Origin of the sequence: Bacillus sp. 3255 (genome assembly GCF_031456485.1) — a bacterium.
In the GTDB taxonomy this organism is placed as follows: Bacteria; Bacillota; Bacilli; order Paenibacillales; family NBRC-103111; genus Paenibacillus_E.
In genome coordinates this window covers 51,943-65,434 of the sequence record NZ_JAVDUS010000025.1, presented here as the reverse complement: position 1 = coordinate 65,434, position 13,492 = coordinate 51,943, and the positions used below count along the sequence as shown (strand labels likewise).

Genomic DNA, 13,492 nt, shown 5'->3' with positions numbered 1-13,492 from the left:
CCTACACCCCTCCTTCGCCTAGATAGCTCATAATCGATTCCACGTCTTTGTCGCCGCGTCCGGATAGACTGACAACGATGATTTGGTCTTTGGCCATCGTCGGTGCCAGCTTAATCGTCTGGGCGATCGCATGCGCACTCTCCAGAGCCGGAATGATGCCTTCCGTACGGCTCAGCAGCTGCAGCGCATCAAGAGCTTCTTGGTCCGTAATCGGATAATACGAAGCGCGCTCGATGTCCTTCAAGTAAGAATGCTCAGGACCGATGCCCGGATAATCCAAGCCAGCCGAGATGGAATGCGCCGGCAGCACTTGTCCGTATTCATCCTGCAGCAGGTAACTCATCGAGCCTTGGAATACACCTGGAGAACCTTTGGTCATCGTTGCCGCATGTTCATCCGTATGAACGCCCCGGCCCGCCGCTTCCACACCGATCAATTTCACGGTCTCGTCACCGACGAACGGATAGAAAATGCCCATCGCGTTGCTGCCTCCGCCTACGCAGGCTACAACGGCATCCGGCAGTCTGCCTTCCGTTTCGAGAATTTGTTCGCGCGACTCGTCGCCGATAACGCGCTGAAAGTCGCGCACCATCATCGGATATGGATGCGGACCCGTCACGGAGCCTAGAATATAGTACGTATCCTGTACGTTACTGACCCAGTAGCGAAGCGTTTCGTTGCAGGCGTCCTTCAGCGTGCGTGTGCCGGAAGTGACGGGAATGACTTCGGAGCCGAGCAATTTCATCCGGAAGACGTTCAATTGCTGTCTCTTCGTGTCCTCTTCACCCATGAACACTTTGCACTCGAAGCCCATTAATGCCGCTACCGTTGCGGAGGCCACACCATGCTGACCGGCGCCCGTTTCGGCGATAATTTTCTTCTTGCCCATCCTCTTCGCCAGCACCGCTTGCCCGATCGTATTGTTAATCTTGTGGGCGCCGGTATGGTTCAAATCTTCGCGCTTCAAATAAATTTTGGCTCCGCCAAGCTTCTCGGAGAGTCTCTCCGCATAATAGAGCGGCGTCGGTCTGCCGGAGTATTGCTTCTGCAAGTACCGAACCTCCGCAATAAACTCGGGATCATCTTTATATCGGTTATAAGCTTCTTCCAGCTCTGTCAATGCATTCATCAGTGTTTCTGGTACGTAACGGCCGCCGAACTTGCCGAATCTGCCGTGCTGATCAGGAACTTGCGTCACTTTCCGGTCACCCTTTCCACAAATGCAGTAATTTTCGCAATATCTTTCACACCGTTCGTCTCCACGCCGCTGGATACATCCACGCCGTCGGGACGATAGGCTTCGACTAATTGGTCGACATTGTCAGGCTGAAGCCCGCCGGCAACCAGCAGCTTGACGCCTGCTCCACGAGCCCACTCCTGATATACGGGAATGCAGTCCCAGGCGAAAGTCGTGCCGGATCCCCCGCCATATACGGGATCGAACGTATCCAGCAGCACGGCGTCAACCGCCCCTGCATAAGGGTCCAGCTGGTCCGCCACTTCTTCCAAAGTAGGGATTCTGTTCTCCGATTTGGAGATGGATACGGATTTGAATACCTGAACCTGGAATTGCTCCCGCACCCATCGGCAAAATTCAGGCGTTTCCTTGCTGTGCAGCTGGACGACGTCGAGGGGAGCAGCCTTCATAATGTCCGCAAGCTCCTCCTTGGTCGGGTTCACGAACACGCCGACCGTAAGCGGCACCGCCCTGCCTTGTTCCGCTTCGCCTTTCAAGTAACGGATCAGCTCCCCGGCCTTGCCCGCAGTTACTTGACGCTTGCTTGGCGCAAACACGAATCCGATATGGTCGATCGGCAAATGTATGACTGATTTTAACACTTCAACGCTTTGAAGTCCACAGATTTTTACTGTCGGAGCAACCCCAGTAACCATTGGTTTCGCCTCTTTCTAAGCCATAGAATTCGTTGTTTTCCCGCGCGGTCCCATCAGGTCGTAGACGGCCTGCTCGACAACCGGCTGACGCATGAAGTGCTCGCCGATCAATACGGCTTTCGAGCCGATTCGCTGCAGATAGTCCATATCCGCAACTGAAGAAATACCGCTCTCACTAACGACCGTAATGCCGGCCGGAACATGCTGAATAAGTTCTTCCGTCGTTGCGAGATCCGTAACGAACGTCTTCAAGTTCCGGTTATTGATGCCGATCAGCTGCGTGCCAAGCTCCAGAGAGCGGTCCAGCTCTTCACGGTCATGCACCTCGACAAGCGCATCCAAGCCCAAATCCTTCGCTAGTGCCAAATATTGTTTCATTTGATCCGTCGTTAGAATTGCAGCGATGAGCAGAATCGCGTCAGCACCGATCAAGCGGGCTTCGTAGATTTGCTTCGGATCAATCGTGAAATCTTTGCGCAATAGAGGCACGTTCACCGCTTGCCGCACAGCCTTCAAATATTCGTTGCTTCCCTGAAAATATTGCACATCCGTCAGCACCGAGATGCAGTCTGCGCCTGCCCGCTCGTAAGCCTGAGCCAGCCCGACCGGATGGAAATCCTCCCGGATCAACCCTTTGGAAGGGGATGCTTTCTTCACTTCGGCGATCAGCCCCATCGAACGGTTGCTGCGCACGGTTAACGCCTGCTCGAAGCCCAAGCATGGCGGAAGCGCAGAGATCGCTCTCTCCGCTTCCTGGATCGAGAAGTCGCTCATCGCCTCCACTTCCGCACGTTTGGTCGCTACAATTTTATCAAGAAACATGGCAAAGTTCTCCTGTGTATTGGATTAGATCGTTCAATTTCTGCTCAGCACGGCCCGAGTCGATCACATCTGCCGCAAATTTAACCCCTTGCTGAAGACTTCCTACATGTCCTGTCACATAGAAGCATGCAGCCGCATTCGCAAGGACGATATCGCGGTGAGGACCTTTCTCTCCGGCGAATATATGACGAATGATTTCGGCATTGAGCATCGCATCGCCGCCGCCGACATCTTTGATACTGTGCGCCCGCAGGCCAAGATCGTCCGGCGTAATGGAATACGTCTGGATGCAATCGTCTTTAAGCTCCGTGACTTTGGTCGGCGCGGAGATGCTGAATTCATCCAGACCATCCTCGCTCGCAACGACCAAGGCGCGTTTCAGACCGAGCTCCTGGAGCGCTCCTGCAATAAGCTCCGTTTTGGTCCGGTCAAATACACCCAACACCTGGCGGTCTGCGCCGGCAGGATTCGTCAGCGGCCCCAGCAGGTTGAACACGGTGCGGAAGCCAAGCTCCCGCCGCGGTGCAGCTACATGCTTCATCGATTGATGATACGCTTGCGCGAACATGAAGCAAATTCCGGTCTTATCCAAGCACTTGGCGGCTTGCTCGCCGGTCAGCGTAATCTTCACGCCAAGCGCCTCCAGCACGTCTGCGCTGCCGCTTTTACTCGACATCGCCCGGTTCCCATGCTTCGCTACGCGAATGCCTCCGGCCGAAGCTACGATGGCAGCCGTCGTCGAGATGTTGAACGTTTCCGCACCGTCTCCGCCGGTACCGCACGTATCGAGAAGATTGTTCTGCAGGACGTTCACCTGCATAGCTTTCGTGCGCATCGTCTCCGCGAAGCCCGTAAGCTCTTCCAACGTCTCGCCTTTGATGCGCAGCGCCGTGAGCAAGCTGCCGATTTGAGCCGGGGACGCCTCCCCTTCCATAATCTCCGACATTACATTGCGCGCCTCTTCACGGGATAGATGACTTCCGCCGATCACCTTGCCAAGCGCTTGCTGGATATGGATCTGTCCACTCATGACTCGATTCCTCCTCTACATCTTTCCCTTAAGAGTTAACAAAATAATCTTTGTTAATATCGCTGACCGGTCTAGGCTCGGGGCTGAACATCGCTTCCGCCATCCGGATCGATTTGAGCAGCGCCGTCGCTTTATTCACCGTTTCCTGGTACTCGTTCTCCGGAACGGAATCCCATACGATCCCTGCACCGGCTTGCACATAGGCTTTGCCGTGTTTGAAGACGATCGTACGAATCGTGATACATGTGTCCAAGTTGCCGGAGAAGCCTAAGTAACCAATCGCTCCTGCGTACGTGCCGCGAGCCTCCGGCTCCAGTTCGGCAATAATCTCCATTGCGCGCAGTTTAGGTGCTCCAGACACCGTCCCTGCCGGCATACAGGAAAGAAATGCATCGAAAAAATCTTTGTCTTTCGCAATTTTACCGGATACATTCGAAACGATATGCATCACGTGCGAGTAGCGCTCAATATCCATGAACGTATCGCACTTCACAGTACCGAACTCCGATACGCGTCCGATGTCGTTGCGGCCCAGGTCGACCAGCATCAAGTGCTCGGCGCGTTCTTTCTCGTCCGCCAGCAATTCTTTCTCCAGCGCCAAATCCTCCTCGGGCGTTTTGCCGCGAGGTCTCGTTCCGGCGATCGGCCGCGTCTCCACCTTCTCCTCTTCGACCCGGACCAGCAGCTCGGGGGAGGTGCCCACGACGACTTCGTCATCCATTTTGAGCACATACATATACGGAGAAGGATTCATCGTGCGCAGCACACGGTACACTTGAAGCGGAGAAACCGTTGTTTCCATTTCGAATCGCTGCGACAGCACAACCTGGAAAATATCGCCGGCACGAATATACTCCTTGGCCTTGTTCACGTTGGCGATGTACTTTTCCTTCGTGATATTGGAGCGAATATCGCCAAGCTCAGGCTCCGATACGATCGGATTATGTGTCATCGTTTCCGTGCCTAGCGGACGTTTGATCTTCTCGATTGTCGCATCGATCTTGGCGCAAGTGGCATGGTACGCGCTCACGATATCGCTATCGGTAGCGAACGGCGGGACATGCACATTGGCGATTACTTTAATCTGCTGTTTGAAGTGGTCGAATACGACAACCTGATCGCAAAACATGAATTGAATGTCATTCATTTGCAAATCGTCGATACGATGAGCAGGCAATTTCTCATAGTATTGCAGAAGATCGTAGCCGAAGAATCCGACAGCGCCGCCGGTAAAGCGCGGCAAGTCCGCAAGCTGAGGACTGGAGTAGGATCTTAAGTAAGCCTTGAGCACATCGATCGGTTTCTCGTCTGTCACTTTATTCTCCGTCGCTGTCTCTACGACCGTCTTCCCATGTTTGGCCTTGATCATCAAGAAGGGATCGCTTCCGATGAAGGAGTATCGGGCCCATTTGACGCCGCCCTCCACACTTTCTAACAGGAACGCACGCTTTTCTTGGTACAAATGCTGAAAGACGCGGATCGGCGTTTCTGTATCTGCTAACAGATGACGCACGACAGGAATGAGATTATATTGTTTGGATAGTCGAATCACTTCTTGAATTTCAGGTGTATACATGGTTACATCCCCTCTCAGCTTGGGCTTCCTCCTTCACCGAGGCGCTCCAAACTCTATTGAAATAACAAAAAACCTCTACCGAAGTAGAGGCTGGCTTTTAGTTTTATGTAGAATTTAAAGAGTAAGCTGAAAAAAGATTCTGCGGCAGGTATGATGAAACAACGGCTCATTAAGAGTCGTGTATACACGCATACATCCTTACTCATCTTTCCTCATCTCAACTGGTCTCATCTCTACTTAACTAAACTCTGCTCTACTTACCTAAACTCATCTGTCTCCACTATACTACTTAGCCGCTTCATTTGTCAATTTAACAATATCAGGACGAAGCGCTTTGGCTTCCTTCAAATAAATATGGTTGATCTCCGCTTGGCTCTTCGTTGTATTCACCTGAACCATCAGACGAATGCACTTCGGCAGCGAATTCTCCACCGGAACTTCCAGCGAGCACATCAGCGGAACGAGCTCCCATCCTGCCATGGTGCGAATGGCTCTCGCCGGAAATGTGGCCGTAATGTCCTGCGTCACTGTGATGAATACGGAACAGATGTCTTCCGGACGGAAATCGTTCGCCTCTACAATCGCATGCAGAAGCTCGCCTGTCGCTTCCAAAATTTCTTCCGCTTCATTCTGTTGAACCGTCGTCGCACCGCGAATTCCCCTCAAGAACATCGGTTAGCTCTCTCCTTTAAGAAGCTCGACAATTTGTCTGACCTGCTCCACCGTTACATCCTTGCGAATCTCAACTTTGCCGATTTCCACAGGTACGATGTAGACCATTGTGCCTTCTTTGAATTTCTTATCGTGCATCATCGCACTCATAATGCTGTCCGTATCCAGATGTGCCGGTATCGCGACAGGCAATCCGAATTTCAGGAACAGCCCTTTGGTAACGTGATAAATGTCTTCCGAATAACCGAATTGCTGGGCCAGCTTAGCCGCTCCCACCATGCCGATCGATATGGCTTCGCCGTGCAGCAGCTCGCCGTAACCGGCGACAGCCTCCAGCGCATGGCCAATCGTGTGGCCAAGGTTCAAGATGGCGCGCAAATCGTTCTCGCGCTCATCCTGGGATACGACGATGGACTTCACTTTACAGCCGACGTACAGCGCATAGCCGAGCGCTTCGGGATCTAAGGCCAACAGCTTATCGGCATTATCGTCGCACCACTGCGTGAATGCGGCATCCCAAATCAAGCCGTGCTTGATCACTTCGGACAGCCCCGCCTTCACTTGCCGCGGCGGCAGTGTCATCAGCGTATCGATGTCGAAGAGCACGAGCTCGGGCTGATGGAATGCCCCGATGATGTTCTTCGCCATCGGGTGATTGACCGCCACCTTGCCTCCGACCGAGCTGTCGTGGGCAAGGATCGTCGTCGGGATCTGCACGAAGCGGATCCCGCGCATGAAGCTCGCCGCCGCGAAGCCGGCGAGATCGCCGACGACGCCGCCGCCAAGGGCCACGATCGCAGAGCTGCGATCAAGGCCTGCCCGGAGGGCGTCGGAGACGATTCCCTCGAGCTGCGCGAGGGATTTGGATGGTTCGCCTGCGGGTACGACGCAGGCTGTCGCGGCGAAGCCGCCTTCGCGAAGCAGCGTCATGACGCGCTCCAGGTGCAGCGGAGCCACCTCGTCGTCGGTGACGACGAGCAGCGGCGACTTGCGGCTGAGCTTGGCGCGGTCGAACAGCGCCGCGATTTGGTTCAGGACACCTTGCCCGATATATATAGGATAAGACCGTTCCCCTAGCTCTACCGTCAGTTCTCTCATTTTAGTAGCTCTCCACTTGTTTCAAGTAGTTGTTCAAGTTCGCGCGAATTTCCTCCAAGGAATCGCCGCCGAATTTATCCAGGAACGCATTCGCAACTTCCCAGGCGATCACGTTCTCCATGATGACTCCCGCAGCCGGAACCGCACAAGTGTCGGAACGTTCAACCTGCGCGGTGAACACTTCCTTCGTGTCGATATCTACGCTCTGCAGCGGCTTGTACAGCGTCGAGATCGGTTTCATCACGCCGCGCACGACAATTTGCTCGCCTGTGGTCATCCCGCCTTCGAAGCCGCCGGCACGGTTCGTTCTCCGTCTGAAGCCTTCCTCTTCCGTATACAAAATCTCATCGTGTACATTGGACCCTCTGCGCTCGGCAGCCTCAAAGCCGATACCGAATTCAACGCCTTTGAACGCTTGGATCGAAAGCACCGCTTGGGCAATTTTGCCGTCCAGCTTGCGGTCCCATTGCACATGGCTGCCGAGTCCGACAGGTACGCCTTCAATAATAACCTCGACGATACCGCCCAGCGTATCTCCGTCTTCTTTGGCCGCATCGATCGCCGCGATCATTCTCGCTTCGGCGTCTTTGTCCACGACGCGCACCGGCGAATCTTCCGTAAGCCGAATCAACTCGTCGATAGGCAGATCCTGGCGCTGTGCTTCCACATCGCCGATCCGGATAACTTGTCCCGCCACCTTGATGCCGAACTCCGCCAGCAATTGACGTGCCACCGCTCCGGTAGCCACGCGCATCGTCGTTTCACGCGCGCTGGAACGCTCCAGAATGTTACGCAAATCTTTCTGATTATACTTGAGTCCGCCGTTCAAATCCGCATGTCCCGGACGGGGACGATTCACGCGGCGCTTGCCTTCGTTATCCTCTTCTACAGGCTCGATGCCCATAACCGATGTCCAATGCTTCCAGTCGTTGTTAACAACGACCAATGCGATAGGCGCTCCCGTCGTTTTGCCGTGGCGTACGCCGCCGGCGATCGTAGCCGTATCTTTCTCGATTTGCATGCGGCGGCCGCGGCCATACCCCTTCTGACGTCTATGTAATTGAAAATTCAATTCGTCAAAGTTCAATGTCACATTACTTGGAAACCCTTCAATTATCGCAGTGAGCTGCGGTCCGTGTGTTTCGCCTGCCGTTAAATATCTCACAATCCGTTACCCCGTTTCATCTTCGATTGTCTTCCCAAACGCTTTAGCGCTTTGACGCGCGATTATCTTTTAGTCATTATAGTATAGGTACTCCGGTTTGGCAACAGATTTAAACGCAAAAACACGCTTTGCATGCAAGGGAGATTCCCTTTAGCAAAAGCGTGTCCTCATGTAATCAGGAGCGAAGATTACCCGTGCATATGCTGCTTTTGGACAACTCTCGGCAGTTCGGCCATCTGCGGATCGTTCATCAAACCCATGATTTGCGACGAATCCACGCCCAAAATTTGCGCACATTCCTGAATGGAGATCATTCCCCTGCGATAAGCGGTAATCACTTTGCGTTTGTCCATAAGAGCCCCCTAAGTGTTTGCATCAGCCGTATTTGCATCATCGTCACTGAGTTATGCTACATCTTAGTATTGGAAAATATGGAAGAACTTATACCCCTTTCTTCCGATAAAAGAAAGTATCCGCCGGCTCCAGGTCGTATTGACCCGGAGAGAAAATTTGCTCTGTCGAGCCCACGAACAGCAATCCGCCCGGCTTCAGTGCTTTGGCGAACTTCTGATATAGAACGTGCTTGGCTTCTTCAGTGAAATAGATGATAACGTTACGGCAAACAATCAGATCGAAGCCGGTATCGAACGTATCCACCAGCAGATTCTGCTTCTGGAATTTCACCGATTTCTTCAATTCGTCCGTTACATGATACATCAATTGATCTTGGCGGAAATATTTCTTCACATATTTCTCCGGCACATCACGCAGCGAGCGATCCAGATACACCGCTTTGCGCGCCTTCTCCAAAGCGCCTTCATCAATATCGGTCGCGAGCAGATGCGTTTCCTGCAGAGCGCCTTGCTCCGCCAAGATCATTGCCAGCGTATAAGGCTCTTCACCTGTCGAGCAGGCTGCGCTCCATACTTTCAGGCGCCGATTTTTTTTGAGCATGTCGGGAATGAACTTGGACTCCACAAGCTCCCAGCGGTTCGGATTCCGCCAAAATTCCGATACGTTGATCGTCATCCGGTCCAGAAACTCATAGAACATCTCTTTATTTTTCAACATGGCGTCGAAGAAAGAGACGAATGTGTTGTAGCCGCGTTTCATGCGCAGCGTCGTCAAACGCCTCTTCATCTGCGCTTCCTTATAAAGGGCGAGATCGATAGCCGTATGTTCTTTCACTTTTTTGATGAATAACAGAAAATCCTGATCCTCTTCCATGATGACACCCGCCTTGATATTTGTCTCCTATCTACATTCTTTCAGCCCGCGCCAAATTCCTTCAAGCTCCGACAAAAAAAGAACCTGCCACCGCGTAGGTAACAGGCTCCCGCTCATATGTATGGAATGCTAGATCCACTGCTGGATGACTTTCGTATAATCGATAAGCTCGTCCGCCTTGAAGAAGTTGCCGATTTCACGCTCTGCGCTCTCCGGAGAATCGGAACCGTGGATGAGATTGAAATTCGTATGTACCGCATAATCGCCTCGAATCGTACCGGGCAAAGCTTCCAGGGAATTGGTCTTGCCGATCAGTGTACGGGATAGCGGAATTACTTGATCCCCTTGCCAAACCATCGCAAATACGGGGCCGGACGTAATGAAATTGACAAGTCTCTCGTAAAAATCTTTTCCTTTGTGCTCGGCATAATGAAACTCGGCTTGCGGTCTCGATACCATCATGAGCTTGCTGCCGATTAGTTGAAAGCCCTTCTGCTCGAAGCGCTTCACGATTTCACCGATCAGGCCGCGCTGTACGCCGTCTGGCTTCACCATCAAGAATGTTTTGTCCATGTCACGACTTCCTCCTTAGAGTTTTCTTCGGAAAATTGCTTCGTAAGCTTATACTCCATAGGGTTTATTCCATGTATTACCTACCAGTTTACACGTTCTGTCAACATTTCTCAAATTGCATCGACTTCTAGTAGGAACGGTTGCCGAAGAAATGGGCAATTTCCACGAGATCTCTCTTGGCTTGTCCGTTCGGCAGCTTGTCCAGGGAAGCAATCGCCTTATCGATGTACTTCTGAGACAGTGCATCCGCTTGCGCGATCCCCTCGCTGTGGCGAATGATATCGAGGAACCGGCTGACATCGGTCTGTCCGTCCAATTGATGAATCCGATCCAGCTCGCTCAATATCTGCGGTCTTAAACTCGGATTCCGCAGGGCGAACAATACGGGAAGCGTAATGTTGCCCTGCTTCACATCGGACCCCGGGGGCTTGCCGATCTGCTTCTCCGTCCCGATCAGATCGAGAATGTCGTCGCGAATCTGGAACGCCATGCCGGCGTTATAGCCGAAGCTGTACAGCTTGTTGCTGATCCAATCGGGCGCGTCTGCGGCCATCGCTCCCAATTGGCAGGAAATCGCAATGAGCAGCGCCGTTTTCCGTCTAATTCTTAACAAATAATCGCGAATCGTTTGGTCGGATTGAAAAAAGAAACGTATTTGTTCCATTTCTCCGATGGACATCTCGACGATCGCTTTGGACATGATCTGATGAACCGCCGGTTTATGTAATTGTGTAATGACGCCAAGCGCTTTGGCGAATATGTAATCTCCCGTGAACATCGCGACCCGGTTGTCCCATTTGGAACGGACGGTTAATTGGCCGCGTCTCGTATCGGCATCGTCAATCACATCGTCATGTACGAGCGAAGCCATATGAATCAATTCCAACGGAACGGCAACCCGTTTCATCGTCTCTAACCGGTAATCCCCGAACTCGCCGGCCAGCAGAACGAAAACTGGACGAATCCGCTTGCCGCCTGCCTTCAACAGGTGGTTGGAGGTTTCTCTCAGCATCGCGTGATCCGTATAAACGCTTTCTTCCAGCGATTTCTCAATTGCTGCTATATCTTTTTTCTTCCTTGCATAAATATCCAATAAATTTTTCATTCTGTCACCCGCGCCACTTTATTCTCTGACCATAAAGCGATCTCAACCGGCTTCGGCAGGAAACCCAGCTCATAACAATACTTGTAGTAGGTTGCAAGCCCTTCCCATTGTTCGGTACCAAAATCATAGCATAACGTATGAAAATAATGATTCCAATATGAAGCGGTTCCTCCGACGGACGCTTGCGCCTTCGCGATCATTTCTTCGGGATTGGCGTGCGCCTTCGCTTTGCTGGCCATAAATGCTTGAAATACTTCCGCCACCAACTCAGGGTATAAGTTCGCTGTTTCCCTGCGAATGGCCCAAACGGCAAACGAAATCCACTGACCTGTCCATTTCGCCCATTCTTGCCCAAGATCCGTGATCATATACGTTTGGTTGCCCCAGCTCTCCTTGATCGCATCATCGCCGATGAGCAGCGCCCCATCCGCCCGCTCCATCATCCGGTTGACATTCGGCTCGGCATATTCATAGGTTGGTTTGCCGTTATAAAATTTCTCAAGAATAATTTTGAGCAAATTGACGGATGTCGCCGATGTCGTCGGCAGCATGATATGGCCGTCCGCGATCTCCCGCAGCGGCTTCTCGTGGAACAGCAGAATCGAGTTGACTTCGCCGTAGGCGCTGACCGAAAGATCCGGATAGAGCAAATAATTCTCGCAGCCTTCTCCGTAAGCAAAGGAGGAGATCGGCCCCATGTCGATGTTGCCGGCCGCCATTGCCCGGTTCAGAGAGGTGGGCACTTGCTCGATGATCTCCACTTCGGAGCTCTGCATCAGCTCCGGGAAATAATAATAGATCGGCCATACGTTGGTATAATTGATACGGCCGATGCGAATTTTAGGGTCAAGGTTATTCATTCGGTTCTCCCCATCTTCGGTACAAGGTATGCTCAATATCCATGCTATCCAGCACTTTACCCACCAAAAAATCGACCATCTCCTCCAAGGAGCGCGGACGATTATAGAAAGCGGGCATCGCCGGAATCATGCGCACGCCCATCCGAGACAAGGTGAGCATGTTCTCCAGATGAATGGCATGCAGCGGCGTTTCCCTTGGAACCAGAATTAATGTTCTTCCTTCTTTCAACATGACATCTGCTGTCCGTTCCAGCAAATTGTCCGATGAGCCGTGCGCGATCCCGGATAGCGTTCCCATCGAACAAGGGATGACGACCATCCCTCGTGTTCGAAAGGAACCGCTGGCAACGGATGCGCCGATATCGGTCACCGGATGATACTGATAAGTGCCCAGGCGGCCGCCGAAGTGCTCCTGCAGCGTCTCTTTGCGCTTCGCGGCGTTCCAGTCCAGCTCATCGTGCAGCACTCTCCAGCCGGCTTCCGTCACCATGAGGTGCACATCCAGCCCTTGATCGAGCAGTACCTGGCACAATCGCACGCCGTATGCCGCTCCGCTAGCCCCCGTCATGCCGACGACCCAGTTGCCGCGGCTCATGTATACTGCCTCACAAGCACATCCAGCAGCGTGAAGGCGAACATGACAAGGCTAAGCACGCCGTTCATCGTGAAGAATGCCGTATTCAGTTTGGACAAATCTTGCGGGGAAACCAGTCTGTGCTCCTTGTACAAGAGAACATAAGCGATCACAAGACCGATCAGATAGAACCAGCTCAAGTGTGTCATGAAAAATAAAGTGACCAAGCCTACAGCGGTCAGAACATGGAGAACGCGAGCCGTCGTCAACGCGGCCTTAATGCCGAAGCGGCTTGGCAAGGAATGCAAGCCTTCCTCACGGTCGAATTCCGCATCCTGGCAAGCGTAAATCAAGTCAAATCCGGCACTCCAGCAGACGACCGTTAAATAAAAGATGATGGAAGACCACGTGAATTGACCTGTCACGGCGATCCAGCCGCCAAGCGGCGCCAAACCCAGCGTCAAGCCCAGGAAAAAGTGGCATGTCCAAGTGAATCTTTTGGTATACGAGTAAAAGACAAGAAAAAACACTGCGATCGGCAGCAGTTTCATCGACAATGCACTTAAGTTCGAAGTAGCCCAGAAAAGCAAAACAAATGAAATGATAATATAAATAATAACTTGCGGGATGGAAATGAGGCCCGCGGGTATGGCGCGATTCTCCGTGCGCGGATTCTTCTTGTCGATCGCTTGGTCGATGACGCGGTTGAGCGCCATCGCGGCCGTTCTTGCTCCGACCATGGCCAGCGTGATCCAACCGATTTGCGCCCAGCTGGGCAGATGTCCGGCGAGTACAACGGAGCCGAGAATGGCTCCCATGAACGCAAACGGCAGTGCAAATACGCTGTGTTCGAATTTGATCATTTCCAGAAAAATTTTGAGTTTAGTAAACATATGC

At 52.5% G+C, this 13,492-nt stretch carries 15 protein-coding genes; all 15 read right to left on the bottom strand.

Annotation, left to right across the window (positions count from 1 at the left end):
* Nucleotide 1 precedes the first annotated feature (1 nt).
* The 15 genes from trpB to J2X61_RS30740 all read right to left on the bottom strand — a co-directional run bounded on the left by trpB (nucleotide 2) and on the right by J2X61_RS30740 (nucleotide 13,488).
* Entirely contained in the window at nucleotides 2-1,198 is a 1,197-nt protein-coding gene (trpB, locus tag J2X61_RS30810; protein ID WP_274468099.1) for a tryptophan synthase subunit beta, read from the bottom strand.
* Nucleotides 1,195-1,893, bottom strand: coding sequence for a phosphoribosylanthranilate isomerase (locus J2X61_RS30805; RefSeq protein ID WP_310193645.1), 699 nt, complete (start codon nucleotides 1,891-1,893; stop codon nucleotides 1,195-1,197). The genes trpB and J2X61_RS30805 overlap by 4 nt, the downstream gene beginning before the upstream one ends.
* A gap of 15 nt (nucleotides 1,894-1,908) precedes the next feature.
* The gene (gene trpC / locus J2X61_RS30800) at nucleotides 1,909-2,715 is read right to left on the bottom strand and encodes an indole-3-glycerol phosphate synthase TrpC (RefSeq protein WP_274468096.1); all 807 of its coding nucleotides are present in this window, start codon (nucleotides 2,713-2,715) and stop codon (nucleotides 1,909-1,911) included.
* On the bottom strand, nucleotides 2,705-3,745 hold the full coding sequence (gene trpD / locus J2X61_RS30795) for an anthranilate phosphoribosyltransferase (RefSeq protein ID WP_310193641.1): 1,041 nt from the start codon (nucleotides 3,743-3,745) through the stop codon (nucleotides 2,705-2,707). The genes trpC and trpD overlap by 11 nt, the downstream gene beginning before the upstream one ends.
* Nucleotides 3,746-3,773: 28 nt before the next feature.
* A complete protein-coding gene (gene trpE, locus J2X61_RS30790; RefSeq protein ID WP_310193638.1) occupies nucleotides 3,774-5,321 on the bottom strand; it encodes an anthranilate synthase component I in 1,548 nt (515 codons plus the stop codon).
* Between the two features lie 285 nt (nucleotides 5,322-5,606).
* Nucleotides 5,607-5,993 (bottom strand): chorismate mutase, encoded by a 387-nt coding sequence (aroH, locus tag J2X61_RS30785; RefSeq protein ID WP_274468093.1) that lies wholly within the window; start codon nucleotides 5,991-5,993, stop codon nucleotides 5,607-5,609.
* A 3-nt stretch (nucleotides 5,994-5,996) separates the two neighbouring features.
* Entirely contained in the window at nucleotides 5,997-7,091 is a 1,095-nt protein-coding gene (aroB, locus tag J2X61_RS30780) for a 3-dehydroquinate synthase (protein ID WP_274468092.1), read from the bottom strand.
* A gap of 1 nt (nucleotide 7,092) precedes the next feature.
* Nucleotides 7,093-8,256 carry a chorismate synthase gene (gene aroC / locus J2X61_RS30775; RefSeq protein ID WP_310193635.1) on the bottom strand — a complete coding sequence of 388 codons (1,164 nt, stop codon included), beginning with the start codon at nucleotides 8,254-8,256 and terminating at the stop codon, nucleotides 7,093-7,095.
* Nucleotides 8,257-8,444: 188 nt separating this feature from the next.
* A complete protein-coding gene (locus tag J2X61_RS30770; protein WP_274468089.1) occupies nucleotides 8,445-8,609 on the bottom strand; it encodes a hypothetical protein in 165 nt (54 codons plus the stop codon).
* Nucleotides 8,610-8,697: 88 nt separating this feature from the next.
* Nucleotides 8,698-9,483 (bottom strand): CheR family methyltransferase, encoded by a 786-nt coding sequence (locus tag J2X61_RS30765; RefSeq protein WP_274468087.1) that lies wholly within the window; start codon nucleotides 9,481-9,483, stop codon nucleotides 8,698-8,700.
* Nucleotides 9,484-9,612: 129 nt separating this feature from the next.
* Complete coding sequence (gene ndk, locus J2X61_RS30760; RefSeq protein WP_274468085.1) at nucleotides 9,613-10,056, bottom strand: nucleoside-diphosphate kinase; 444 nt, start codon at nucleotides 10,054-10,056, stop codon at nucleotides 9,613-9,615.
* Nucleotides 10,057-10,183: 127 nt separating this feature from the next.
* Complete coding sequence (locus J2X61_RS30755) at nucleotides 10,184-11,161, bottom strand: polyprenyl synthetase family protein (protein ID WP_274468084.1); 978 nt, start codon at nucleotides 11,159-11,161, stop codon at nucleotides 10,184-10,186.
* The gene (locus J2X61_RS30750; protein WP_310193631.1) at nucleotides 11,158-12,021 is read right to left on the bottom strand and encodes a menaquinone biosynthesis protein; all 864 of its coding nucleotides are present in this window, start codon (nucleotides 12,019-12,021) and stop codon (nucleotides 11,158-11,160) included. The genes J2X61_RS30755 and J2X61_RS30750 overlap by 4 nt, the downstream gene beginning before the upstream one ends.
* Nucleotides 12,014-12,616: a UbiX family flavin prenyltransferase gene (locus J2X61_RS30745; RefSeq protein ID WP_310193628.1), complete on the bottom strand. Its 603-nt coding sequence runs from the start codon at nucleotides 12,614-12,616 to the stop codon at nucleotides 12,014-12,016. Before J2X61_RS30745 ends, J2X61_RS30750 begins: the two co-directional genes overlap by 8 nt.
* Nucleotides 12,613-13,488: a UbiA-like polyprenyltransferase gene (locus J2X61_RS30740; RefSeq protein WP_274468079.1), complete on the bottom strand. Its 876-nt coding sequence runs from the start codon at nucleotides 13,486-13,488 to the stop codon at nucleotides 12,613-12,615. Before J2X61_RS30740 ends, J2X61_RS30745 begins: the two co-directional genes overlap by 4 nt.
* Between the last annotated feature and the right edge of the window lie 4 nt (nucleotides 13,489-13,492).